Here is a 24,340-nt window from a genome sequence, read left to right on the forward strand (position 1 = left end):
ACGGAGCAGATATGCTGAACTCGCTTTCGGGCCAATTCCTGATACTGACGGTCATCTTCGTGATGCTGGCCGAAGTGCTGATCTTTGTCCCGTCGATTGCGCAATTCCGCGAGGATTACCTGCTGTCGCGGCTGGAACGGGCACAGATCGCGTCATTGGCGCTGTTGGCCGATGACATGATCACCGCCGATCTGGAAGAAGAGCTGCTGCGCAATGCCGAGGTGTTCAACGTGGTGCTGCGTCGGGACGAGGCGCGCCAGTTGGTATTGTCCTCACCACTGCCGCGCCCGATTGATGCGACCTATGATCTGCGCGAGGCCCCGGCGTTTGACCTGATCCGCGATGCCTCGATGCGGTTGTTCGATCCGGACCCGCGCGTGATCCGGGTGATCGGCAGCCCCGTGCGCGATGCCGGTTTGCTGATCGAGGTCACGCTGGAAACCGCGCCGTTGCGGATGGCGATGATCGACTATGGCTTGCGGATTTTGTTGTTGTCGGCGGTGATCTCGATCTTCACCGCCGTCTTGCTGTTCATGGCGGTGCGGATGTTCCTGGTGCGGCCGATCAAGGGCGTGGTGCGCGATATGCAATCCTATGCCTCGAACCCCGAGGACGCGCGGCGCATTATCTCGCCCAAATCCACCCTGCGAGAGCTGCGCGAGGCCGAAGACGCGCTGGCCACCATGCAGACCGAGCTGACCGGCGCGCTGAAGCAAAAGGAACGCCTGGCACAGCTGGGCAGCAGCGTGGCCAAGATCAGCCACGATTTGCGCAATATCCTGACCAGCGCCCAGCTGTTCACCGACCGGATCGAGATGTCCGAGGACCCCGGTGTGAAACGTCTGGCGCCCAAGCTGGTGAATTCGATCACCCGCGCGGTTCATCTGTGCGAATCCACGCTGGCCTTTGGCAAGGCCGAGGAACCGGCACCGCAACTGACACGCCTGTATCTCGCGGATCTCGTCAGCGATGTGGTCGACAGCGAGCGCCTGTCCGTGGGCGAGCACGATATCTCGTTTGCCGAGGACGTGCCGAACACGCTGCAGGTCCGCGCTGATTCTGAACAGCTGTATCGCGTGATCTTCAACCTTGTGCGCAATGCGCGCCAGGCCATCACCCAATCGGGCGAGGGTGGTGAGATCTCGATCCATGCGGAAGAGGAAGAAAGCCACTGGCTGATCCGCGTCTCTGACACCGGGCCGGGCCTGCCGGCCAAGGCTCAAGAACACCTGTTCAAGCCGTTCCAGGGTGGGGTGTCCAAAGGTGGCACCGGATTGGGGCTGGCCATCGCCCAAGAGCTGATCCGCGGCCATGGCGGGACGCTGATGTTGGCCCATACCGGCCCCGAGGGCACAGCCTTTGACATCATTCTGCCGCGTGGCGGGGCCGATCTTTGATCCAAGCCCAATAAAATATGGGGATTTTTCGGGCGCCAGCGACGCGCGAAAAAACTTCGCGATTTGTGCAACTTTTGCCCTTGCCAATACCCGCCGCAAGGCTTAAACCCCGCCTCCACGGACCGATAGCTCAGCTGGATAGAGTACCTGACTACGAATCAGGGGGTCGGGGGTTCGAATCCTCCTCGGTCCGCCACTTCCCAAGGCGGAAATTCCCATGAGAAATAAAATGTTCAACGATATCAATGCGTTGATTGATGTTGTCTCGCCTATTTTCTAGGCAATCCCGCAACATTTCCATTTCCCGCAACAAATCCCGCAACATTTCTTTTTGAATGCACCTTGTTTGCTCCGGCGTGGGATAGAATCTTGTGCCGTAGTGGTTATCAACGCAAACTGCCGACATGAGTGATGATGAACAAAAATTTTTCGAACTAAGAAAAGAATTGAAGACATACATTTCAAAGGTCTTTTCTTTCAGCGACCGCTCACCTGAAAGACTACGGCAGGTGCGAATGGTAATCGAGGGCTCCGATAGTTTGCAACTTGGTGAAGTTGAGGGGGCGGCATGTTTACGTCTGACCGGCGAAAAGCGAAAAACACAGGTGACGGCGTTAGTAACCCAAGACGAAAAGCAAGTGCGTCGTATCACATTGCAGAGTTTTCAAACTCGCGCGGGTGATTGGATACAGGCATACGAGAAAAACGAGTTTACTTTCCGGCAAGATGAGTTCAAGCGCCTGTTGTCGTTCTTGGGGCAAATTGAGTTCATTGACCTTTCCAACGAAGACAACTTCCAGATTGAGGACATTTCCACTCAATCGGGTCCGAAAGCGATTATTGACGCCTCTGACCGTGGGTTAGTCGAACGCATCAAGTTGCTAAGCAATGACCAGAGAAAATCAGTTGTTCGTGCTTTGCAAGCCGACCTCACAAGTGAGGAGATCAATATCCTATTGGGAAGACGTCAAGGTCTTGAGGAATTTGAAGCGCAGATCGCTTCTGGGAGTTGGTCCGAAGCCCACTGGCAAGACTTCTTCGATAAGCATCAATGGGTATTTGGCTACGGCCTCGATTATCGGATCATGCGTCAATTTGATCGTGAAATGACCGTTGGAGGAGGTGGAACGGACAACCAGAACAAACCCGTTGTCGATTTTCTGCTAAACTTCACTGACTATTCCGTTTTGGTGGAAATCAAACGGCCAAACACGCGAATTTTCAAATCAGGCAAAGGCGGCAGGGCTGGAACCTGGGAGTTTAGTTCTGAGTTTACCAGCGCTGTTTCTCAGGTCCTTGAGCAAAAGGCCGAGTGGTTGGCCTCGGCTCAAAGTGGCGATCATTACAATAGGGCCGGAACGGAAAAACTTGAGGCGCGAACGCGCAACGCAAAAACAATCTTGGTCATCGGATCGCGAAGTGAGTTTGATGAAGCGGAGAACTTTAGAGCAGCGCAAATAAAACGCGACACATTTGAATTGTTTCGCCAAGAAAACCGGACGGTGGATATTTTGACTTTCGATGAATTGCTCGAGCGCGCCCGCTTTATCACTAAAAGTGTCTGAGGGGTTCATCTGATCCCGCAACAAATCCCGCAACATTTTTTCCGAAATATCCTATTAAGTATTTGATTGTAAATGATATATTGTATATACTAAATCCTCCTCGGTCCGCCACTTTCCCCTTGAATAGACGACACGTTGTTTTACGATTTGGCACCATTGTCGTGCCATTGGCGGTTTTTCCCCATTTATCGTGCGCGGGTCAGATTCGCTGGCCAGACCGCGAAACCGCCTGTTGCTGCTGCTCTGCTACGTGGCGCACGCGGAAGAGTACGCCATCATCGCACGCCGATCGAATCTACGAATAGCTGGGTCAAAAACGCGACCCGGCGTTTGGCTTCTTGCGGGTGCTGTGCGGCCTGAATGACCAGATCCATGCCAAGGGCGACCATGGTTTCGGCCATCAAATCCGCGTCGGTCTGTTTCAGAAACCCAGCATCCTGCCCGGCTTTCAGGTCGGCGATCAGATCGGTCGTGATCTTGTTCTGTCCATCGCCGAGGTAGAAAATCTCGCGGAACGCCGATTGATTCCGGGCGATGATCGCGGCGGCTTCGGGGTTCTGACGCGGCAGCATCCGGCAGGCATCATACGCGCCATACATGAAGTCATGTGCAGAGTCGGCGCTCGCGCGGGCCTCTCGCAGGATGGGAATCAGCGGCGTGATGATGTCTTCGACGACCTGCTCAAAGACATCCTGCTTTGTTTTGAAGTAGTTATAGAACGACCCCTGCGCCAGACCGCTTTCGCGGACGATGTCGCGGATCGTTGCCCCATCATAGCCGATGGTCGCGAAAACCACGCGTCCGGCCGTGAGGATTTGCTCGCGATTCTGTCTTCGGGTTTCTGCGTGAGGGATTCGCTGCTGCTTCATGCTTTGTTTTCTAAACGAAATTCCCCGAAGGCCAAGGGTCCTCGAACTTCATGACATGGGTGTCGTATTTTTTATTGACACATGTGTCACGAAGTGAAACCTTCCTCTCTCAGGGAGGAAATCTAATGACCGCAAAAACTGTCGCCGTAATCGGTGCTGGCCCTGCAGGGCTGCCTACGATCAAAAACTTTCTCGACTTCGGGTTCGAGGTCACAGCCTTTGATAAATGCGAAGACGTCGGGGGCAACTGGCGCTTCAACGACGCAACGGGCCATTCGAGCGTCTTTGAAACCACGCATATCATCAGCTCGAAATACACGTCGGAATACATGGACTATCCGCTGCCCAAGGACTCGCCGGATTATCCGTCTCACGAGCAGCTTCTGCGCTATTTTGTCGGCTATGCGACCGAGTTTAATCTGCGCGATCACATCAATTTCCGCACCACTGTCGAAAAAACAGAACAGCTTTCGGATGGGCGTTGGAAAGTCACATGGAGCACCGAAGGAGCGCCCTCTGAAAGCGCTGTCTTTGATGCCTTGTGCGTCGCAAGCGGGCACCACCACACACCACGCTGGCCTGACTATCCGGGTGAATTCACGGGCGAATACCTGCATTCGCACGACTACAAACGCGCCGAGCCGTTTCGCGACAAACGCGTTCTGGTCATTGGCGGCGGGAATTCCGCCTGTGACGTGGCCGTCGAAACATCCCGCGTATCGGCCAAGACCTCGATCAGCTGGCGGCGGGGCTATTGGCTGATCCCCAAATTCATCATGGGCGAACCGGTGGACAAGTTCTTCTATCGCTTCAGAAGATTCCCGGGATTCATCCAACTGGCTGGTCTCAAGTTCATCCTGAATCTGCTTCAGGGCAAGAACCGCAACATCGGCTTGCCGGACCCGGATCATCAGATCATGGCCACCCACCCGACCCTGAATTCCGACCTCTACCACGCCATCCGTCACGGCAAGGTCCACCCCAAAGGCGATATCCAGCGTTTCGACGGCAAAACCGTGCGCTTCAAGGATGGCTCCAGCGAAGACTTTGATACGGTTGTGGCCTGCACGGGCTTTCACATCACCCATCCGTTTCTGGATAAATCTGTAATCGACCTGTCCAAAGCGCCTGTCCGGCTCTATCAGAAAATGATCCCCGAGTTGGCTCAGAACCTGTATTTTATCGGTCTGTTCCAGCCGCTGGGCTGCATTTGGCCGGGCTCCGAGCTTCAGGCCAAACTGGCTGCGCGGCACCTTGCTGGCCTTTGGGCGCCCAAAAAGAGCCTGTCAAAACTGATCGATCACGAACTGGCGAACCCGGACGTGCATCAGGTCAACTCGCCCCGTCACACGATCACCGTCAACGATCTGGAATTCCGCAAACGGCTTCACGCTGATCTTAAGCGGTCCAAGCCTGCGCCGATGACCGAGCGCCGGTCTTCGGGTCCCGTCAGCATCGCGGCGGAATAGGCGCCATGACATTGCGATCTATCGTCCGGTCGGATCTGCGCCTGGCAGGTCGGGCTGGCGCGCTGGACTGTGTGACCCTTGAGCCGAGCAACGCCAGCCCGAAGGCGGACCTGCTGTTCGTGCACGGCGCATGGTCGTCCAGCTGGTATTGGGAAACCTTCTTCCTGCCGTGGTTTGCCGAACGGGGCTATCGCTGTCGTGCGGTGTCCCTGCGCGGGCATGGCAGGTCCGAAGGGCGTGTAAGATGGGCCTCGATCGGCGCCTATGTCGAAGATGTCGCCATGGCCGGTCGGGATCTGAGCGACCCGGTTGTCATTGGTCATTCCATGGGTGGTTTCGTGGCGCAGAAATATGCTGCGAAATACCCCGTGCGTGGGTTGGCGCTTCTGGCGTCTGTGCCGCCTTGGGGGGTGTGGTACGCCCTAATGCGTATTTTGCAAGAGCGCCCTTTGGCGTTTTTGCGAACGCTGGCCACCCTTGATCTGTATGGAGTGGTGGCTGACCCCGACACCGCGCGCGGGTTGCTGTTTTCGCGCGATGAAAGCCGGACGGACAAGGATCACCTTCTTAAGCACCTGAAATCCGAGAGTTTTCGCGCGCTCATCGATATGTTGTTCAGCCCGGTTCGCAAGCGGTCCATGCGCGATGTGCCAATCACTGTGATCGGGGCAGAGTTCGACCAGATCATCAGCCATGGCAACGTTAACGCCACCGCCCGGTTTCACCGCGTCCCACCGATTATGCTGCCGCTCGCCTCGCACATGTTGACCGTTGATGACCGGTGGCAGGACGCGGCGATCCTCGTTGAAAACTGGCTCCGGCGCGATGTGCTGGGCGAAGACCTGGCGACCCCCAAACCGGTCGCAAAGGCCGTGGCCGATGTGACCACCAACACCGACGGACGCTATCCACCACACTTCAAGAAGAGGGCCAAGATGCTCGGTCAAATGCAATATCATCCTCTGGTACTTTCCTCGCTCCTGACCCATGCAGAGGCCAATCATCCGACCACAAAGATCTGGTCACGCGAAGCCCCCGAGGAGATGGGCGAGGTTGGTGGCCTGCACGTTCAGAGCTGGGGCGAGACGGGGCAAAGAGCGCGACGGCTGGCCAGCGCTCTCTCTGAACTGGGTGTCTCAGAGGGCGACCGAGTCGCCTCGATCGCGTGGAACACGCATCGCCATCTGGAGCTGTATTACGGGGTCACGGGCATCGGAGCGGTCCTGCACACGATCAACCCGCGCCTGTCGCTGGAACACCTCAGCTACATGATCAACCAAGCTGCGGATCAGGTCGTCTTTTTTGACGGCACCTTTGCGGGGCTGGTTCAAACGCTGAAACCGCTATGTCCGACCGTCCGGCATTGGGTGCAGCTGTCCCAAGCCCCGCAAAAGCCACGCTGGACGGACCAGAGATATGAGTTGCTGATCGAGGCCGCAGCGCCAATCGTTGACTGGCCAGAACTGGACGAACATGGCGCGGCAGCACTTTGTTACACGTCAGGGACCACAGGGATGCCCAAAGGGGTGCTCTACTCGCATCGGTCGCTGGTGCTTGAGTCCATGACGGCCATCGGCCCGGATGCACTTGCCCTGACACGCGATGACGTTGTCGCGCCAATCGTTCCGATGTTCCACGTTAACGCTTGGTCGATCCCCTTCGCCGCCGCGATATCCGGCTCGTCCCTTGCGCTTCCAGGGTCGAACCTTGGCGGAGACGCTTTGTACGAGCTCTTCGAACAGACCGGCACCACCGTTTCTGCTGGTGTGCCGACGATCTGGCAGGCGCTGCTGGACCATGCCCGGAAAACTGGCAAAGGCTTCTCGACTATGACACGCACCATTGTTGGCGGGTCTGCGGCCTCTGAGCACATGATCCGTGCATTTCGCGAGACACATGGGGTCGAGGTGATCCACGGCTGGGGCATGACCGAAACTGCGCCACTTGGCGCGATCAACGCGTTGACCGCCAAAGAGGCCAAGGGGCTTTCGGCCGACGCAGCAACTCAACTTCTGAAACGGCAGGGCCGCGCGCCCTTCGGGGTTCAGTTGAGGGTCGAGAACGGCGGAGCTGAAGCCCAACCACGCGATGGTACGTCAGCCGGACATCTGAAAATCCGTGGCCATTGGGTGATCGACCGCTATTTCGGCCAGGAGGAACCAGCAACCAAAGACGACTGGTTCGACACCGGCGATATCGCGACCCTCGATGCCGACGCGGTGATGACCATCACGGATCGCGACAAGGACCTTATCAAATCGGGTGGCGAGTGGATCAGTTCGGTGCAGCTTGAAGAAACCGCGGTCACCCATCCGGACGTGGTCGAAGCCGCGGCCATCGCCGTACCCCACCCGAAATGGGATGAACGCCCCCTTGTGGTCTGCGTGTCTGACGCCACGACAGACCCGCAAACCGCCGATGTGAAAGCGCTTTTTGCCAAGCGACTGCCCTCTTGGCAGGTGCCTGACATCGTGTTCACCGATCAACTGCCCCTGGGCGCGACCGGCAAGGTTCTCAAGGCCGATCTGCGCGCGCGCTATGCGGAGTATTATTCCAATGCCAATTAAGCTGAAAATCGAAGACGCCATCATCCTGGTTACAGGCGCAGGGCAGGGAATTGGACGCGCCTTGGTCACCGAGATTCTCAGGCGGGGGGACGGCCCATAGCTGTCGAATTCAATCCGGCGTTCGAAGCTGGGCTGACCGAGCAGATCCGCGGCAACGGTGCCGTACATATCGCCGACGTGCGAGATGCGGCGCAGATGACAGCGATTGCCGAACAGACGATCCGCGATTTCGGCGGGATTGACATCGTTATCGCCAACGCCGGGATCGAACGGGTTGCGCCAACGGTCGATATGCCTCCTGAGCTTTTCGAGGTCGTTCTCGACACCAACATCCAGGGCGTCTATCGCACCCTGCAACCTGCGCTGGCCTCGGTCATATCGCGCAAAGGGCATGTTCTGGCGATCTCTTCCATTGCGGCATTGATCCCTTTTCCGATGGCAACGGCCTATTCCACATCTAAGGCGGCCGTGGACATGATGATGCGCGTCCTGCGAATGGAGCTGACCGGCACAGGGGCAACGGCAGGGGCGGCCTATTTCGGGTTCGTGCAGACCGATATGGCAGACAGGATCTTCTCGGACGCGTATGTCTCCAAGACTGTCGACAGCCTGCCGTGTCGCCCGCTTGGGATCAAACCACTGCCAAGCGCAGACCAGGTTGCGACAAAGATCCTCGACGGGATCCATCAACGCCGCGCGCGGGTCTACGCCCCTTGGATGGTCCGCGTCACCTTTGCGTTGCGGGGGCTCTACCCCAACCTCGACGGGGTCCTGGCGCGTTTCATCATGCGGATCGATGACCGGATTGCCGAGTTTCGGGACAGCCGCAGAAACTAGACCATTCCAACTGGAGTATGTGCCTGCGAACTGAAAGAGGACATGTCGATCAATGGGTCCAAAGACCCTCGACGTTGCACACTCCTCAGTAGTCTTTCTCGATAAAGACACCGATCCCGGTTTCCCCATCCGAGGCCAGCCGTCCGCGCGCTGTCACTGCGCGATTGATGTTCAGGTTCAAGTTGATCTGAGAATTGCCCTCGGTGTCTGCGGTGACCTCGGAGTAGATGTTTTCGCTGATGTATTTGCCTGCGCGTGCCTCGGTCGCTCCGGTGTCGCTGGTGGTGACGTCCAGATCATCCAGGGCCAACCCCTGTCGCACTTTGCCGTTGACGCCCTCTCCGCCTTTGCCGGCCAGGGTGCGCACAGCTGCCGCCAGACGCACGGCCTGAAGGGGTGAAATCGTGCTGAGATCTTTGCCAAACAGGATCAGTGCCAGCACCTCGTCCTGCGGCAGGCTGGGAGAGGAGGTAAAGCTGAGGTCTGGCGCGCTTGCCTGACCTTCGATCAGGATCGTCGCGGTGGTGCCGCCGGCTTCGGTGTCGGCGGCAAAGCGGATAAAGGGATCAAACGCGCCTTGCAACTGAACCAAACCCTCGGTCAGAGAAAAACGTTTCCCCAAAATATCCAAACGGCCCCGGATCAGATCGAAGCGGCCCTGAGGCAAGACATTGTTTGTATCTCCTTTCAGGGTCAACACGCCGCCCAGCTCGGCATCCAGGCCGCGCCCGCGCACAAATATGCGATCTGGCGCCAGGATGGACAGATCCAGAGCGATCGCCGTGCCTGAGGCGCTGCTGGTCGCGTCGGATTGAACCAAACCCGCATATTTGCGGGTCTGCTGCACCGCTTTGGGCGTGTTCACGTGGCGCAGGCCGGGCAGATCGGCCTGTTCCGAGCCGGAAGGGTTTGGAACCCGCAATTCGGTCGGGCCAAGCGCAAGCTGCCCGGAAATCCGTGCGCCATTTGCCAGGCCGCCGGTCAGGCTCAGCGGGCCGCTGACCGTGGTTTCGAACAATGCGGGGTCCGTCAGCACGACCTGCGACAACTGTAGCGCCAGATCCGCCGCATAGGGGCTGGAAAGCCGCACTGGCCCGGTCAACGAAAGAGTTCCGCCTGCCGCCGAACGCGCGCTCAGCGATACATTGGCCGCGCCACCGGCCAGTGTAACCTCGGCCGCAATATCCTCGAGCGCGAGACGTTGATCTGGCAAGGCCAGCCGGACCTTTTGGGCGGAAATCTGTCCGCTGGTGGCCTTCAGGCTTGGTTGGCCTTTCACGGTCAGATCATAGCGGGCCGTGCCGGACAGGTTTGTCGGGCGGATGAACGAATTGATCAACGCCAGAGGAGACGTGCCCGACAGGCGCAGATCCGAGCTCTGACCATCCCCTGCGATCCAGCCCTGCGCCGACAGATTAGCCCCCCCGGGCCCTGGCCCTGCAGGTCCAGATGCCAGTTTTTCTCCGTCAGTGTCGCCTCGCCCGAAAGGCTGGCCGCGCCGCCAAGCTCGGGGGCCAAAACGCCCAGGTCATGCAATTTGGCGCGCACTGAAAGTCGATTGGTCCCTGCGCTGGCGACACGGACGTCGCCCTGCTCTGACTGCAGGCGCAGGCTTTGAACCTTCAGGGTGCCCTCGCCATCGCGCGAGGCCTGAAGCCCAGCCGTCGCCGTCCCGCGCAGCAGGGTATCCACGGCATCGATCCCGGTTTGAAGGTCAGATCCGGTCACATTCGCATCCAGGGAAAAGCTCTGGTCAGACACTTGTGCCTGCGCGTCGATCTGCCCCGTCAGTTCGCCAGCCAGAGTGCGCCCGGCCAGCGCAGAAAACCGGCTGAGCTGTTCAAGCGCCAGCGTCACGCCCGCATCAATCGCAATACTTTCAGTGTTTGGAATGTCGATCCGGGCCCGCACTGTGCCGGTATTCCTCCCCGGAAGCGCCAAAACTGCGCTGACATCCCAAATTTGCGCCTGCTGTTGCGCCTGAAGCTCTATCGACGCTGGTCCCGGCAGTTCGGGCAGGCCCGGCGCGAGGTCGGGAACCGTCAGCTTGGCGGCCACCGTTCCGGTTTCCTCGGCCAGCGCCAGATTGCTTTCCATCCGGGCGAATTCGCTGATCAGCACAGACGACAAAGTCGTTCCATTTGCATCGCGCGTGGTGCTTAGCGTCAGGCTGGATTGTCCTGTCAGAAAGGGATCCAGTCGGGGTTCGTTCAGGCTCAGATTTTGGGTGGTGCCGTCGACTTTCAGGTCAAACCCACCCGAAACCGGTTGGATGGTCCCCGCAACTGACAGCTGTGCCTGGCCCGCCAGGTCCCGCCCCGCAAGGCCCGAGAAAGGCTGCAGATTGTTCACCTTCGCCGTCAAATCAAGCCAGGTATCCAGCTCGGCCGCGCCACTCAGACGGGCAATTCTTGCGTTTCCGTAAGCTCTGAAATGGTCCCCAATCAGGTCAATATCGGACAGAGAGACAGGCGCGCCCTTGGACCAGTCCAGGGTCATTTGCCCGGCAAGCGTCCGACCGATGGCCTGCGCCTGCGCCGCGTCGCTGGGGATCAGATCGTTCAGGGCGGCGCGCATCTGTCCTGCGACACGCCCATCGGCAAAGGTGCCCTCGGCCAAAAACGAGGCCGCTTCAAGGGTCAGATCGTCTCGCGACAGGCCCGACAATTGCGCGCTGAGCGTCCATTTCTCGGTGGTTTTTGTGTCCAGGGTCAGGGCAAACCGCCCCATCCGGACATAGCTGGGCGCACCGGACAATGGCAGTAATACCGCTGGCCCATCAACCGTGCCAAGATCCGCATTCAGGATCAATTTTTCCGGCGTGCCATCCGCTGCGATCGCAGCTTGGCCCAGGGCCTTTAGGCTGGCGGAGGCCAACTGAAACCGGTCAAGCGTTATTGAGCCGTCAGCCGCGCGGCTGCCCTGAAGGTCAAGCTGCGGATTGGTGCCAAAGAACGCACGATGCTGGGGGGGCAGCAGCGGTGCAAAATCCCCTCCTAAACGCGCCGAGAACCGCGTGGCCCCGACTGTGTTCTCATCGGCCCCCAGGATCACTTCTCCTGTCAGATGCGTTTGTTCAGACGAGCGCAGGTTGATGTCGGCCCGAAAATCCGAGACCGGCCCGGCCCCCAATATGCTCAGCGAAATGGGGGGCGCATCGGGGATTGCCAGCATGTTGGCAGCCAACCCTCCCTGGGGTTCTTGCAGCGTCAAATCCAGCGCGATGTCCTGCGTTTCGCGGTCATAGCCCGCAACCAGCGTGATTTTTCCAGACTCGCCCCCATTGCGCAGAATTGACAGGTTTACCGAGGCCGAGCCGCCCGCCAAATTGGCGGATCCGGTGATATTCAGTTGCGCCGCTTGCCCCAGGATCTCGGTGCCCAGAACCACGTGGGGGGCGGAAAATTTCGCGATCCGCACCGCGATGGGCAGCTCTGGAATTTGCAGCGGCGTGGCCTCGGCGCTGGGCAAACTGGAGCTGGGGGCCGGTTTGCGCGGCATCAGAACCTGTTTGGCCGACAGCTCGGTCACGTCCAGTTCGCCACCCAGCAATGCCGCACGGTTCCAGTTCAGCGTCACGCCTTTCAGCGTTAGCCAGATGCCGTCATCATCGGCGATGGTCAGGCTGTCGATGGTCGCGTTCGAGCTCAGCGCCCCGCGAAACCCCTCGATCTGTACGTCGCGACCGGCACCGGACAGATTGTCCTCCAGAAGGCCCTCAAGGAAACCGCGATCGTCGGTTTCGGCCTGCAGTGACAGGGGTAAAATCAGGCACAGGATCAGGAAAAAACGTTTCATCAAAAGGCCTGCCCGATCCCGATATAGATCTGAATTCCGTCGCCGGTCTTGCCTGTCAGCGGTCCGGCTATATCCAACCTGATGGGGCCAACGCTGGTGTCATAGCGCAACCCGACCCCTGCGCCGGAATGCCAGGAACCGCTGCCGTCATACAGGCTTTCGCGGCCGACATAGCCCGCATCGGCGAACCCGACCAGGCTGATGGACGGGGTGATCTTGGCCCGCAGCTCTGAGGACAGGCCGACAAAGCTGCGCCCACCAATCGAGCTGCCCCCCCCAAGGTCGATATCCAGCGATTGATAGGGTTGGCCACGCACCGTACCACCGCCACCTGAATAGAACAGAAAATCAGGTGCCGTGCCGGCAAGCGCAGGCCCCATGACCGATCCCATCTGCAGCCGCCCCGCCGCGACCAGGTTGTCGCCCAGGCCACGATACAGGCGCGCGTCCAGTGTGGTTTGCGCCCCCGAGGCCTCGCCATCGAGCCCCATAAACGGCGTGATTTTGGTGCTGACATAGTGCCCGGTTGTCGGGTTCAGCAGATCGTCACGGTGATCCCATCTTAGCGCCAGGGGGGTGCTGAACAGGGTAAAGGTGCGGTCCCCAAAGGCGTCGCGCGTGTCGGCATAGCTGAACACCAGCTCCAGATCGCCCTCCAGATGATCGGTAAAGCCGCGCGTGGCCCCGATGGCGACCGCCCCCTGATCGGCGCGATAGGTTTTTTCGTCCAGGCTTTCCAGTTCCAGATAGGCATAGAGCTTGGTATCGGCGCCGAAACTGGCGGGGCGTTCGAACCGTGCCCCAAGGCTGTAATCCAGCCCGCCCGTTGTGCCGCCGATGCCCGAGGCCTCGGCATCCAGGGTCAGCCGTTCTGCGCCACCCAGAATGTTACGATGCATCCAGAACCCGGACAGGGTGATGCCCTCATAGTTCGACACCTCAGCGCCCAGCCCATAGCGGCGGGGTTTCTCGTCGACCACCTGCGCGGTGATATCCATCGTGTCGCCCGGACCAAGGCGTTCGGGTTCAGTCAGGCTGACCGAGCGAAACGCCCCGGTGCGACGCAATCGGTTGGCGGCCTTGTCCAGCTCTTTGGGGCTGAAGGTTTGCCCCGTTGGCAGGCCCGCGATCCGGGCGATCCGACGCTGGCTGACATTGGTTTCGCCGGTGATGCGCAGATTTCCAAAGGTCACTTTGGGCCCCGGCGCGATGGTGACCTTGGCGTCCAGCCGCTGTGCGCGATGATCGGCCAACAAATGCTGGTGCGCGGGCTGCGCCTTGGCATAGCCGGCCAGCCGCCAGGCATCCACGGCGGTATCGACGGCTTGCAACACCACGGTCGAGCGCGCGGGTTGCCCCCGAGCAAATTCCTCGGACAACGACGTATCTGGCGGCAGGGGGGCCACCTGGGCCGTGCCAAAACGGAACGGTTTGCCCGGGTTGATGGTGACGGTGATTTCACCGACCGATTTGGGGGCGTCCAAGGGCGGAATCGTCGCGGCCTCTTGCCCGTCCAGCCGGATCGAGATGACCCCGGAATAATACCCCTCGGCATAGAGCGTTTCCAACAGCCGCTGATAGTCAGCCTGTGCGGTCGAGAACAGGTCTTGGGGGTCGCTGACACCTTCGTCGCGCGCCAGTCGCAGCAACGAGGCCGACTGCAAGGTTCTCTCGAGCCTGTCGTTTTGATCTCCGCTCAGGCGGATCGTCAGCGACTCCAGCGCGGCGACCGGAGAGGCGACCAGCCACGCGGCCACGCCAAAGGACAGGAAGGATCGGATCAGCAATTCGGGGTCTCGGTGTGCAAAGGACGTTCGGGCGCAGGATAGGCCTGCCTGCGTCGATGTACACGCGCATTTCCCCAAGTACACGATGATTTGGCAGGTTTATGCCGCGCGGGCGTTACTGATAGGCGCTGCGCTTGGCCACGGTCTGCCCGTCCTCTAACCCTGCGGGCGGATACAGCACGATCGGATCGCCCTCGGCCACGCCTTCGGCAATGGCGGCCGTCAGCCCGTTATTGGCCGCGACCTGTACCGGGGTCAGCTGAGCGATGCCGTCCCGGACGACGAACAGGGCCCAGCCCTCGGTGCCGTTGCGAAACAGTGCTCCGGCGGGCACGGTCAGCGCGGCGTCGTCCGTCCAGGTGATGATCCGGGTTTCTACCCGAAAGCCATGCCCCAGCGCGGCGCGGTCCTCAAAGGGGCTGCTGAACGCGATGGTGACCTTGACCCGCTGTTCTTCGACCCCCAGCGCGGACACCTTGGTGAAGCCCCAGGGTTCGATCCGTGCAACGGTGCCCATCAGCACGTCCGCGCCGCCCCAGTTGTCGATGATCACGGCGTCTCCTGGCGCGATTTGCACCGCATCGGTGGACAGCAGTTCAGCGACGACCTCGAGATCAAATTCGATATTCCCGATTTCCAGAATGGGCGTGCCCGCTGGCACCGTGATTTCCGAGCGCTGCATGATCCGCAACACCGATCCCTGCACAGGGGCGACCAGCGACAGGACATTGTCGCCAGCCTCGCCCGTGTCCTCGAACGAGATCAGTGCGGCGCGGGCATTGTTCAGCTCGGCGATCCTGATCGAGATCGCAGCGCGCGCGGTATCCAGGGCAGCATTCGCGGCACGGGCTGCGCGTTCAACATTATCCAGCGCGGCCTTGCTGACGATACCGCTGTCGAACAGGCGCCGAGTGCGTTCCAGATTGGCCTCGGCCAGATCGCGGTCGGCCTGGGCTTTGTTCACGTCCGCCTCAGCGACCCGCAGGGCGGCCTCGGCGGCTTTGACATTGGCGCTGGCCTGTTCGCGGGTGCGGGCATCCAGTGCGGCAGGGGAGGTCGGCAGCATCCGCGCAACCACACTGTCAGCCGCGACCTTGTCCCCGGCATGAACGGTCAGGCGCATCAACCGGCCTGCGATGGGGGTCGACACCACATAGGCTTCGTGGACCTGGGTGCGGCCTTCTTCGTCAATCGTGACCTGCATCGGGGCGCGCGCAACCTGGGCCATGTCCACCAGCACCGGGCGGGGCCAGAACGCATAGGTCAGGGCCCCACCGATCACGGCCAGCACCACCAGCGTCACCACCATACGAGAGCGTTTTTTCTGTGCCATTTCCCTCTAGTCCCTTGTTTTCAGTGCTGCGACCATGTCGATTTTGTCCAGCTCGCGTTTGACCAGCCAGCCCGAGACCGCCGCCGACGCCAGAACGGCGCTGATCGCCATTCCGTAGCCCTGCGCGCTAAAGCTGACTGGGATCTGGTATATATCGGTCGAGAAGCCTTTGACCGTGAGATAGGTCAAACCGTAGCCCAGCCCGATCCCCAGCGGCAGCGCGGCCAGCGTTACCACGGCCAGTTCCCCCAGCAGCACGAACGAGGCTTCGGATTTGGAAAAGCCCATCACCCGCAGGCTGGCCAGATCGCGCGCCCGTTCGGCAAAGGCAATCCGGGCGGAATTGTAAACGATCCCGAAGGTGATGATCGCCGCAATCGCCAGCATGATGAAGCGCACCGCGCCGGGGCCTTGGTTCATGATCTCGACCAGAGCTTCGCGGATGTCGGATTTCAAAGAGATACCCGCGATCATCGGCATCTCTTTCAGCGCGTCGGTCAGTGGTTCCAGCTGTGCTTCGTCAATCGTCAGCATGGCCCCGGTAACCTGACCGGGCTCGTTCATCGCGGTGGTCAGGGCGCTTAGCTCCATAAAGGCTGGCGCGCCCATCAAGGTTTCAGCCACGCCAATCACCGGCAGATACAGCACGGGGCGGTGCCCCTCGCGGATCTCGGCGGTCAGAATATCCCCGCCCTCCAGATGCAAAATTTCGGCCAGCGCTTTGGACAGGATCACCCCTTCGGAACGCATGGCGATCGGCGTCTCATCGGAATCGATCACCCGATTCAGCACCGGAAATTCTGGCCGTCCCTCGATCGCACCACGATAGCTGTGGGTGCCATTTCGGAACACCGCTGGCACTGCTCGCGAGGGCTCGACATGCTCCACCCCTTCAAGCCGCCCCAGTTCCAGCAGCGCCTTATCGGTTTGTTTCATGGTAAAGGTCACGGCCATGTCGCCGCGGTTCATCACGTTGAAACTCAGGTCCAGCGTGGTGTCAAACCCCTCCATCAGCGACAGGGAGCTGACGGACAGCGCCAAGCCGGTGCCGATGCCGATCACGGCCCCCATCATGCGCCCCGGATAGCGGGTCAGGCGGCGCAGAACCATGCGGCTGGGTTGGTCCAGCCAATGTTTCAACCGTGCCGCCAGATCAAAGCTGCGCGAGTAATCCGGCGGGGCAGGGGGGCGCATCGCGACCGCCGGGGTCAGGCGGAACACGCCCTTCAGCACGAACAGGCTCCCAGCCGAGGCGGTCAGGATCGACACGGCAAAGCCGGTGACAAAGCTGCGCGGGTCGACGGTGAACACAAGAAACGGAAATTTATAGTAAATTTGGTAGAACTTGGCCAGAGAACTGCCCGCGATGATGCCACCGATACTGCCGACAATGGCGCCTAAAACGGCGATCACCAGGACCAGTTTCAGGTAATGCAGGCTGACCTCGACCGAGGAATATCCGAACGCCTTCAGCAATCCGATCTGTTCGCGCTCGGCCTGAACCATGCGGTTGATGACGATGTACAAGAGGAACGCCGCCACGCCCAGAAATATGGGCGGCACAACGTTGGCGGTGCTGCCAAGTCCGCGAATTTCCTCGGACACAAAGCGGTTTGAAATCAGGTCCTCCAACCCAAAGGACCCGACGGCACCGTAAGGAGCAAGAATCTCGTCCGCAGCCAGGATTACCGATTGTGGATTGGTGCCGCGTGACAGCGACATGATCGCCTCGTTGAAGGCGCCCTGCATGTCATAGGCGGCGGCAAGCGCCGAAAACCGCATCCAGAACACCGCGAAACGGGCGTCATCCGGGACCATTTCCCCCGGCGCGGTCGAGTACAGGAACTCAGGCGATTGCGCGAATCCGGTGATGCGAAAGCTGCGCCGGGTGCCGTTCATCGTGGCGGTCAGTTGGTCATTCAGGGCCAGATCGCCGGCCTTGGCAAAACCTTCGAGCAGCAAAATCTCGTCTGAACGGCCAAGGGCGGGCAACCGCCCGGCCGTCAGATAGACGTCATTCAGCCGAGGACGGCCGGTATCGGGCAAAGACAATGCCTGCGCGCGCACCGGCAGCTCGCGATCCCCGATATCAATCAAGGCGCCACCACTGACGCGCCCTTCGACGGCGGCGACCCCGGGGATTTTGGCCAGGCGGTCCAGCATCCGTTCCGGCGCGCGGGTGACAGGGGCGAACACCTCGGCCAGGCGGTAGCGGTCGTAATAGGCCAGCCGGGTTTCATCCAGCGTGTTCACCAGCCCCTTCATCATCACCAGCATCAGCACGCCGACGGCGATCACCAGGCCAATCGCTGCGGCCTGACCCTTGATCCGGGACAGATCGCGCAACAGTTTTCTGTCCAGCGGGCTTACCATTCGATTTCTTCCGCTGTCAGCTTGGTGTCGTTGGTGATGACCTCGCGAATGCCACCATCGGCAAAGTGAATCACCCGGTCGGCCAGGGCGGCGGTGCTGGCCGCATGGGTCACGATGATCACCGTTGTGCCCAGCTTTTCGTTCACATCGGTCAGCACCTTCAGCACCGCGCGGCCCGTAGCGCTGTCCAAGGCGCCCGTGGGTTCGTCGCAGAACAACACGGTTGGCTGCTTGGCCACGGCGCGGGCGATGGCGACGCGCTGTTGTTCCCCGCCCGACATTTCGGACGGGAAGTGATGCGCGCGTTCATCCAGCCCAACCAAGGCCAGCGCCTTGCCCGCGTCCATCGGATCGCTGGAAATTTCGGTGACCAATTCAACGTTTTCGCGGGCGTTCAGGCTGGGCATCAGGTTGTAGAACTGAAAGACGAACCCAACATGATCGCGCCGATACCGGGTCAAATCGGCATCAGACAGCGCCGTCAGCTCGGTATCCTGGAAATGGGCGCTGCCATCGGTGGGGCGGTCCAGCCCGCCCAGAATATTCAGCAGCGTGGATTTGCCACTGCCCGAGGGGCCCAGCAGCACCACAAATTCTCCGCTTGGGATGGTCAGATCCACCCCTCGCAAAGCGTGCACGGCCGCTGCGCCTTCGCCATATGTCTTGGTCAGGCCCTTGGTGGCGAATGCCGGGGTCGCGGAGGGTTTGGTCATGATGGCCCCCTATTCAACTGGGGATAGCCTAGCCGATCTGTCCGCGCGAACCAGTGCAAATAGCGCGCAGCCCTACGGCAGGATTTGCAGCCATACCCATGCTGTCAGGATACATAAGATCGTGCCCAGCAGAATCGAAGAGGCTGCGACCCTTTTGCCCACGCCATACATGTTCGCGAACAGATAGGTGTTCACGCCGGGCGCCATGGCCGCTGTCATCACGGCCGAGCGCTGGCCAACCACCGACAGATCCAGCCCCCTGGCCAGGCCCATTACCAAGAGAGGGTGAACCATCAGCCCGATGACCAATACAAAAGTGATCACCTTCAGATCGCCCTCGGGGCGGTAGCGGAATAACACCCCTCCCAGGCCGAACAGAGCGGCGGGCAGCGCGGCCCGCACCATAAGGTCCAAAGCAGATATGAGCGGCCCCGGCAATGTTACGCCGGTCAGGTTCACGGAAAAGCCAAGGATAATGCCCAACACCAGGGCGTTGCGGAACATGGCCCTGACGACCTGTCGCGCCAGCGCCAACGGCGCGCGGCTGCGGGCGCGGACCAGCTCCATTACGGTGATGCCCAGCATGTAACAAAACGGCGCGTGGACAGCGATGATCGCGTAGTTGCCCCCCAGGTTGTCGGGGCCATAGGCGCGCTCGGTGATGGGCAGGCCCAGCAGCAGCGAGTTTGAAAACAAGCCCACGAATCCGATGGCGACGCTGTCCTCCCAGGGGCGGGCAAACAGGAACCGCGCGCCGCACATGGCCAGCACGAAACACAGGCTGGCGCCCCCATAGAAAGACGCCAGCAGCTTGAGATCGAAGCTCTGCGCGAGGTCCAGATTCGAGATCGCCAGGAACAGCAGGCTTGGGATCGCGAAGTTCTGGGCAAAGATCATGAGCCCGTCGACCTGATCGGCCGTGATCAGGCGGCGCCACGTGGCAGCGTAGCCGAACCCGATGACCAGAAAGACCGGAAGAACGACGTTTAGCAGGTCATGCATCGCAACGCGCCTTGGAGAGTTCGAGAGGGCAGCGCCATGAGTATTTGCAGAGCAAAGAAAGGCGCTTAGATCTGGTAGGAGATGGTCATGCCATCATATGCCGGGGTGATGTGGTCGGGGGTTTCGTCCTCGAGCGTTTGATAATCGAGGTCGATATGCATATTGGTGAGGATGGCGCGGCGGGGGGCCATGCGCGCGATCCATTCCAGGGATTGTTCCAGATGGGAATGGGTTGGGTGGGGCGTGCGGCGCAAAGTGTCCAGGATCCAGCAATCCAGGTCTTTTAGCGTGTCCCAGGCCTCGTCATAGATTTGGGCGACGTCGGGCAGGTAGGCCAGATCGCCGATACGGAAGCCCAGCGAGTCGATGGCGCCGTGATTGACCTTGAACGGGGTCAGGGCGATGTCGCCTCCGGGGCCGGGGATCGTGACTGTGCCGTTGATCGTGTGCATGTCCAGGATCGGGGGGTAGGGGCTGTCGGCGGGCTGAATGAACGCATAGCCAAAACGCGAAAACAGGTTGTTTTGCGTGTCGCCGTCGGCCCAAACAGGCAGGCGCTGGCGCATGTTGAACACGATCATGCGCAGATCGTCCAAGCCGTGCACGTGGTCGGCATGCGAGTGGGTCCAGACCACGCCGTCCAGCCGCCCGATATTGGCGTCCAGCAATTGCTGGCGCATGTCGGGGGTGGTGTCGATCAGCACAGCGGTGGTGCCTTCGGGGGTGATGCGTTCGACAAGCAGGGAACAGCGGCGGCGTATGTTTTTGGGGTTGTTGGGATCGCAATCGCCCCAATGCCCGCCAAGGCGGGGGACCCCGCCGGACGAGCCGCAACCCAATATGGTGAACTTCAGCTCGGCCATCAGGCGGCGACCTCGTATTGCGCGGCTTTCCAGAACAGCCGGTCGAAATTAGCCTGGGTTTGCGCGGCGAAGTCAGCATACTCCATGCCGAAGACCTGTGCGCCCACCTGTGCTGTGTGAACGGTATAGCCGGGTTCGTTGCGTTTGCCGCGGAAGGGTTTGGGCGCCAGGTAGGGGCTGTCGGTTTCCACCAGGATGCGATCCACCGGGGCGCTGGCAAAGATGTCGCGGACCTCTTGGCTTTTGGGGAAGGTGGCGATGCCGGACATCGACAGGTAGAACCCAAGGTCCAGCGCGCATTTCGCCAGGTCCGGCCCCGAAGTATAGCAGTGCATCACACAGCTGAAGGCCCCGTTGGCGTGTTCGGCGGACAGGATATCGGCCATGTCCTGATCGGCATCGCGCGAGTGGATGATCAGCGGCAGCCCGGTTTGGCGGGCGGCCTCGATATGAATGGGCAGGGATTGTTTCTGCAGCTCGGCGCTGTCGGCGGTATAGTGGTAGTCCAGCCCGGTTTCGCCGATGCCCACGAATTTGGGGTGCTGGGCCAGCGCGACCAGTTCCTCGACCGTTACCATGGGCTCGTCTGCGGCGCTCATCGGGTGGGTGCCGGCGGCGTAAAATACGGGCGCGTGGGCCTCGGCAATGGCGCGCACCTGTGGTTCGTTTTTCAGGCGAGTGCAGATGGTGACCATGCGGGTTACCCCGGCCTCTAGCGCACGGGCGATCACATCAGCACGTTCGTCATCGAAGTCAGGAAAATCCAGATGGCAGTGGCTGTCGGTGATTTGGATCGTGTTGGTCATAAGGCCCCTGGTGCGCAGATCAGCCCGCGGCGGTTTGCTGTATCTTGAAAACCGTATCTAGGATCAATGCGGTGGGGTCAAGGTTGACCGCCCGGCCATGCTGCATCCGGGCGCTGATCTGCTGGGCCGTCTGCGCCCATGCCTGTGCCTTGTGCGGATCAGGGGCCAGACGGGTCAGCAGGGTGGCCTCGCCCGGGACGGCCTCGGTTAAGGGGGGATGGCCCAGGGCCCCGGCGCGGGCAAGGCGCACCATCAGCAGGTCATTCAGGCCCAAGAGCAGGTCCAACTTGGCCTCGGCGCCGCGCGCTGCGGCGGCTTCGGCCAGTTTCAGGGCGCGGGCACGATCCAGTTGCGGCAGGGTTGAATACAGACCGACCAACTCCTGATACATCTGCATCCCACCCAGATTGATCAGGCGGATGGCCTCGCCGACAGAGCCTGCGGTCAGCTCGGCCAGGCCCTCCGGGTTTTCAGGCAGCTCAACCTGAGCCTGGTGCAGCGCAGAGGCCATGTCGGGCGGGGACAAGGGCGACAGGCGCAGTTCGCGACAGCGCGACCGGATCGTCGGCAGAATGCGCGTTGGCTGGTGGCAGACCAGCAACAGCGTGGTGTTGGCGGGGGGCTCTTCCAGCATCTTCAGCAAGGCGTTGGCGGCCTGCACATTCATTTCATCCGCCGCGTCCACGATCACCACACGGCGCCCACCATCGCTGGCGGACATGTGAAAGAAATTCGCCAGCTTGCGCACTTCGTCCACACGGATTTCAGAGGCGAATTTGCCAGCATGCAGGTTCTTTTCACGATCCGCGTCGGTCGAGCCAGCCCCGCCACGGCGCAACAGAAACAGGCCCGGTTCGGACAGGGCCAGCATACGGTGCGCAACGGGATGATCGGGGGATATATCCAGACTGTCTGGCGCTGGCGGGCCGCCAAACATATCGTTCCCGTCTTCCATCGGGGTGGCCAGCAAAAAGCGCGCGATCTTCCAGGCCAGGGTCGCTTTGCCCACGCCGCGCGGGCCGGTGATCAGCCAACCGTGATGCAAACGGCCCGCGTTATAGGCCTGTAGGAAGTCATCCTGCGCGGCCTGTTGCCCGATCACCTGGAGCGTTTCACGCGGATGGGGCGCGCCCTCGATCTGATCAGCTTGGGGGATATCGGTCATGGCAGGCGCGGTTCGATTGCGGACAAGACCCGGGCGGCCACGGTCTCGGGCGAGGCGTCCCCGTCGATCACCACAAACCGGTCTTTGAATTCCTGGGACAACGCCAGGAACCCGGCGCGCATCTTCAATTGCAGATCCTCGCCAAAGGACTCGAAGCGTTCTTCGACGCCTTGTCGTGACAGCGCGCGCGACAGCCCCACGGCAGGGTCCATGTCGATCAGCACGGTCAGGTCAGGTTCTTGCCCGATCATCAGCGCATGGAGTGTGTCCACGGTCGTTCGCAAATCCCCGCGGCTGAGGCCCTGGTACATGCGGGTCGAGTTGGCGAACCGGTCACAGATCACCACTTTGCCTGCCTCCAAGGCGGGGTGGATGGTGCGTTCCAGATGATCGCGGCGAGCGGCGGTGAACAGAAGCAGTTCGGTTTCGGCGGACCATCGATCCGGGTCGCCTTGCAGAACCAGCGCACGAATTTCCTCGGCCCCCGGGCTGCCGCCAGGTTCGCGCGTCAGCACCACCTCGCGGCCTTGTGCCTGCAAGGTTTCGGCCAGCAATCGGGCCTGCGTAGACTTGCCCGATCCGTCGATGCCTTCGAAACTGATGAATAGTCCGGTCAAGTGGCGCCCTCGGGGCCATCGTTCAAACGGCCCAGCAGGATTTGCGCCACGGTGGCCACGCGCGAGATAAAGCCCCCCTTGGCCACGTCCCGTTCCGCCACCAGAGGCACCTCGACCGGGGTCATGTCGGCGGGTTTCAGAACCAGCGTCGCGATTTCCTGCCCCTTGGTCACGGGGGCTGCGATGGGGCCGTTATACACCACCTCGGCCTCGACCTGTTTGGCATTCAGGGCGGGCAACAGCGCGGTAACGTCCTTGGCAGGAACCAGCCCAACGCGAGGCTCATCCCCCATCCAAATGTCGGCCTGGGCGATTACCGTGCCGGCCTTGGCGACGGGGCGCTGAACGAATTGGCGAAAGGCCCAGTTCACGATGGCCTCGGATTCTTCGGCGCGGGCTTTGGCGCTTGGCAGGCCGGAAATCACGAAAATCACACGCCGGTTGCCCTGCTTGGCCGAGCCAACAAGCCCATAGCCGGCCTCTTGGGTGTGGCCGGTTTTCAGCCCGTCCGCACCGATTCCAAGGCCCAGCAACGGGTTGCGGTTGGTCTTGTTCTGCGGCGCGCGGCCGTCAAAGGCGAACTCGCGCTCGGCGAACAGCGGGTAGAATTCCGGGAAATCGCTGATCAGCAGATTGGCCAGAATCGCCAGATCGCGCATCGACATGCGGTGCCCGGCCTGAGGCCAGCCATTCGAGTTGGTGAAGGTCGAATTCTCCATTCCCATCTGGCGCGCGCGGGTGGTCATCATGCGGGCGAACCCGGCTTCGGTGCCGTCTGGACTTAGGGCCTCGGCCAGCACGGCGCAGGCGTCATTGCCGGACAGAACGATGATGCCACGGATCAGGTCCTCGACCCGGACACGATCTGTGGTGTCCAGAAACATCGTGGACCCGCCATAGTTCATCGCGTGCTGCGACACGGGCAGGGTTTCGTTCAGGGTCAGGCGGCCATCGCGGATGGCCTCGAACGCCATGTACAGCGTCATCAGTTTCGACATCGAGGCCGGGGGCAAGGGCACATCCGCGTCCTTGTTCAACAACACCGTGCCAGTGGTCTGGTCGATCACAAAGGCCGAGGTCGCGCGGGTGTCAAACGCCGCCGCCGGGCTGGCCAGCAGCCCCAGGGCCAGCGCCAGACCAACCAGTTTCTGCAGAACGCGTTTCATGCCGTGCTCCTTT

Annotated in this window: 18 protein-coding genes and 1 tRNA gene; 6 read left to right on the forward strand and 13 right to left on the reverse strand. The window is 60.8% G+C overall.

Features of this window, described 5'->3' with window-relative positions:
* Positions 1 to 11: 11 nt before the first annotated feature.
* From ACXADQ_RS09655 to ACXADQ_RS09665, 3 genes are all read left to right on the forward strand, one after another.
* The gene (locus tag ACXADQ_RS09655; RefSeq protein WP_475319524.1) at positions 12 to 1,397 is read left to right on the forward strand and encodes a sensor histidine kinase; all 1,386 of its coding nucleotides are present in this window, start codon (positions 12 to 14) and stop codon (positions 1,395 to 1,397) included.
* A gap of 119 nt (positions 1,398 to 1,516) precedes the next feature.
* Positions 1,517 to 1,593: transfer RNA gene (locus ACXADQ_RS09660), tRNA-Arg, on the forward strand.
* Positions 1,594 to 1,801: 208 nt separating this feature from the next.
* Entirely contained in the window at positions 1,802 to 2,962 is a 1,161-nt protein-coding gene (locus ACXADQ_RS09665) for a Shedu immune nuclease family protein (RefSeq protein ID WP_475319528.1), read from the forward strand.
* Between the two features lie 275 nt (positions 2,963 to 3,237).
* On the opposite strand, the gene ACXADQ_RS09670 is transcribed toward ACXADQ_RS09665, so the two are convergent.
* On the reverse strand, positions 3,238 to 3,831 hold the full coding sequence (locus ACXADQ_RS09670) for a TetR/AcrR family transcriptional regulator (protein ID WP_475319531.1): 594 nt from the start codon (positions 3,829 to 3,831) through the stop codon (positions 3,238 to 3,240).
* 125 nt (positions 3,832 to 3,956) lie between these two features.
* On the opposite strand from ACXADQ_RS09670, the gene ACXADQ_RS09675 reads away from it, so the two are divergent.
* From ACXADQ_RS09675 to ACXADQ_RS09685, 3 genes are all read left to right on the forward strand, one after another.
* The gene (locus tag ACXADQ_RS09675) at positions 3,957 to 5,300 is read left to right on the forward strand and encodes a flavin-containing monooxygenase (RefSeq protein ID WP_475319534.1); all 1,344 of its coding nucleotides are present in this window, start codon (positions 3,957 to 3,959) and stop codon (positions 5,298 to 5,300) included.
* Positions 5,301 to 5,305: 5 nt separating this feature from the next.
* Positions 5,306 to 7,867 carry a long-chain-fatty-acid--CoA ligase gene (locus tag ACXADQ_RS09680; protein WP_475319538.1) on the forward strand — a complete coding sequence of 854 codons (2,562 nt, stop codon included), beginning with the start codon at positions 5,306 to 5,308 and terminating at the stop codon, positions 7,865 to 7,867.
* A gap of 144 nt (positions 7,868 to 8,011) precedes the next feature.
* Positions 8,012 to 8,704 (forward strand): SDR family NAD(P)-dependent oxidoreductase, encoded by a 693-nt coding sequence (locus ACXADQ_RS09685; protein ID WP_475326064.1) that lies wholly within the window; start codon positions 8,012 to 8,014, stop codon positions 8,702 to 8,704.
* Between the two features lie 85 nt (positions 8,705 to 8,789).
* Here ACXADQ_RS09685 and ACXADQ_RS09690 read toward each other — a convergent pair whose 3' ends face one another.
* The 12 genes from ACXADQ_RS09690 to ACXADQ_RS09745 all read right to left on the reverse strand — a co-directional run bounded on the left by ACXADQ_RS09690 (position 8,790) and on the right by ACXADQ_RS09745 (position 24,327).
* The gene (locus ACXADQ_RS09690) at positions 8,790 to 10,043 is read right to left on the reverse strand and encodes a translocation/assembly module TamB domain-containing protein (RefSeq protein ID WP_475319541.1); all 1,254 of its coding nucleotides are present in this window, start codon (positions 10,041 to 10,043) and stop codon (positions 8,790 to 8,792) included.
* Complete coding sequence (locus ACXADQ_RS09695) at positions 10,040 to 12,502, reverse strand: translocation/assembly module TamB domain-containing protein (RefSeq protein ID WP_475319543.1); 2,463 nt, start codon at positions 12,500 to 12,502, stop codon at positions 10,040 to 10,042. Before ACXADQ_RS09695 ends, ACXADQ_RS09690 begins: the two co-directional genes overlap by 4 nt.
* Entirely contained in the window at positions 12,502 to 14,289 is a 1,788-nt protein-coding gene (locus tag ACXADQ_RS09700; protein WP_475319546.1) for an autotransporter assembly complex protein TamA, read from the reverse strand. The genes ACXADQ_RS09695 and ACXADQ_RS09700 overlap by 1 nt, the downstream gene beginning before the upstream one ends.
* A 115-nt stretch (positions 14,290 to 14,404) precedes the next feature.
* Positions 14,405 to 15,622, reverse strand: coding sequence for an efflux RND transporter periplasmic adaptor subunit (locus ACXADQ_RS09705; RefSeq protein ID WP_475319550.1), 1,218 nt, complete (start codon positions 15,620 to 15,622; stop codon positions 14,405 to 14,407).
* A 6-nt stretch (positions 15,623 to 15,628) separates the two neighbouring features.
* Positions 15,629 to 17,995 (reverse strand): ABC transporter permease, encoded by a 2,367-nt coding sequence (locus ACXADQ_RS09710; RefSeq protein ID WP_475319554.1) that lies wholly within the window; start codon positions 17,993 to 17,995, stop codon positions 15,629 to 15,631.
* The gene (locus ACXADQ_RS09715; protein WP_475319556.1) at positions 17,989 to 18,708 is read right to left on the reverse strand and encodes an ABC transporter ATP-binding protein; all 720 of its coding nucleotides are present in this window, start codon (positions 18,706 to 18,708) and stop codon (positions 17,989 to 17,991) included. The genes ACXADQ_RS09710 and ACXADQ_RS09715 overlap by 7 nt, the downstream gene beginning before the upstream one ends.
* Before the next feature lie 72 nt (positions 18,709 to 18,780).
* Positions 18,781 to 19,710, reverse strand: coding sequence for an AEC family transporter (locus tag ACXADQ_RS09720; RefSeq protein ID WP_475319559.1), 930 nt, complete (start codon positions 19,708 to 19,710; stop codon positions 18,781 to 18,783).
* Between the two features lie 65 nt (positions 19,711 to 19,775).
* Positions 19,776 to 20,573: an MBL fold metallo-hydrolase gene (locus ACXADQ_RS09725; RefSeq protein ID WP_475319563.1), complete on the reverse strand. Its 798-nt coding sequence runs from the start codon at positions 20,571 to 20,573 to the stop codon at positions 19,776 to 19,778.
* Positions 20,573 to 21,379 carry a TatD family hydrolase gene (locus tag ACXADQ_RS09730; RefSeq protein WP_475319567.1) on the reverse strand — a complete coding sequence of 269 codons (807 nt, stop codon included), beginning with the start codon at positions 21,377 to 21,379 and terminating at the stop codon, positions 20,573 to 20,575. The genes ACXADQ_RS09725 and ACXADQ_RS09730 overlap by 1 nt, the downstream gene beginning before the upstream one ends.
* 19 nt (positions 21,380 to 21,398) lie before the next feature.
* Entirely contained in the window at positions 21,399 to 22,544 is a 1,146-nt protein-coding gene (locus tag ACXADQ_RS09735) for a DNA polymerase III subunit delta' (RefSeq protein ID WP_475319570.1), read from the reverse strand.
* Positions 22,541 to 23,161, reverse strand: coding sequence for a dTMP kinase (gene tmk, locus ACXADQ_RS09740; RefSeq protein ID WP_475319573.1), 621 nt, complete (start codon positions 23,159 to 23,161; stop codon positions 22,541 to 22,543). The genes ACXADQ_RS09735 and tmk overlap by 4 nt, the downstream gene beginning before the upstream one ends.
* Positions 23,158 to 24,327 carry a D-alanyl-D-alanine carboxypeptidase family protein gene (locus tag ACXADQ_RS09745; RefSeq protein ID WP_475319576.1) on the reverse strand — a complete coding sequence of 390 codons (1,170 nt, stop codon included), beginning with the start codon at positions 24,325 to 24,327 and terminating at the stop codon, positions 23,158 to 23,160. Before ACXADQ_RS09745 ends, tmk begins: the two co-directional genes overlap by 4 nt.
* Between the last annotated feature and the right edge of the window lie 13 nt (positions 24,328 to 24,340).

The sequence above is a fragment of the Thalassovita sp. ABM4_323 genome, from assembly GCF_056158665.1.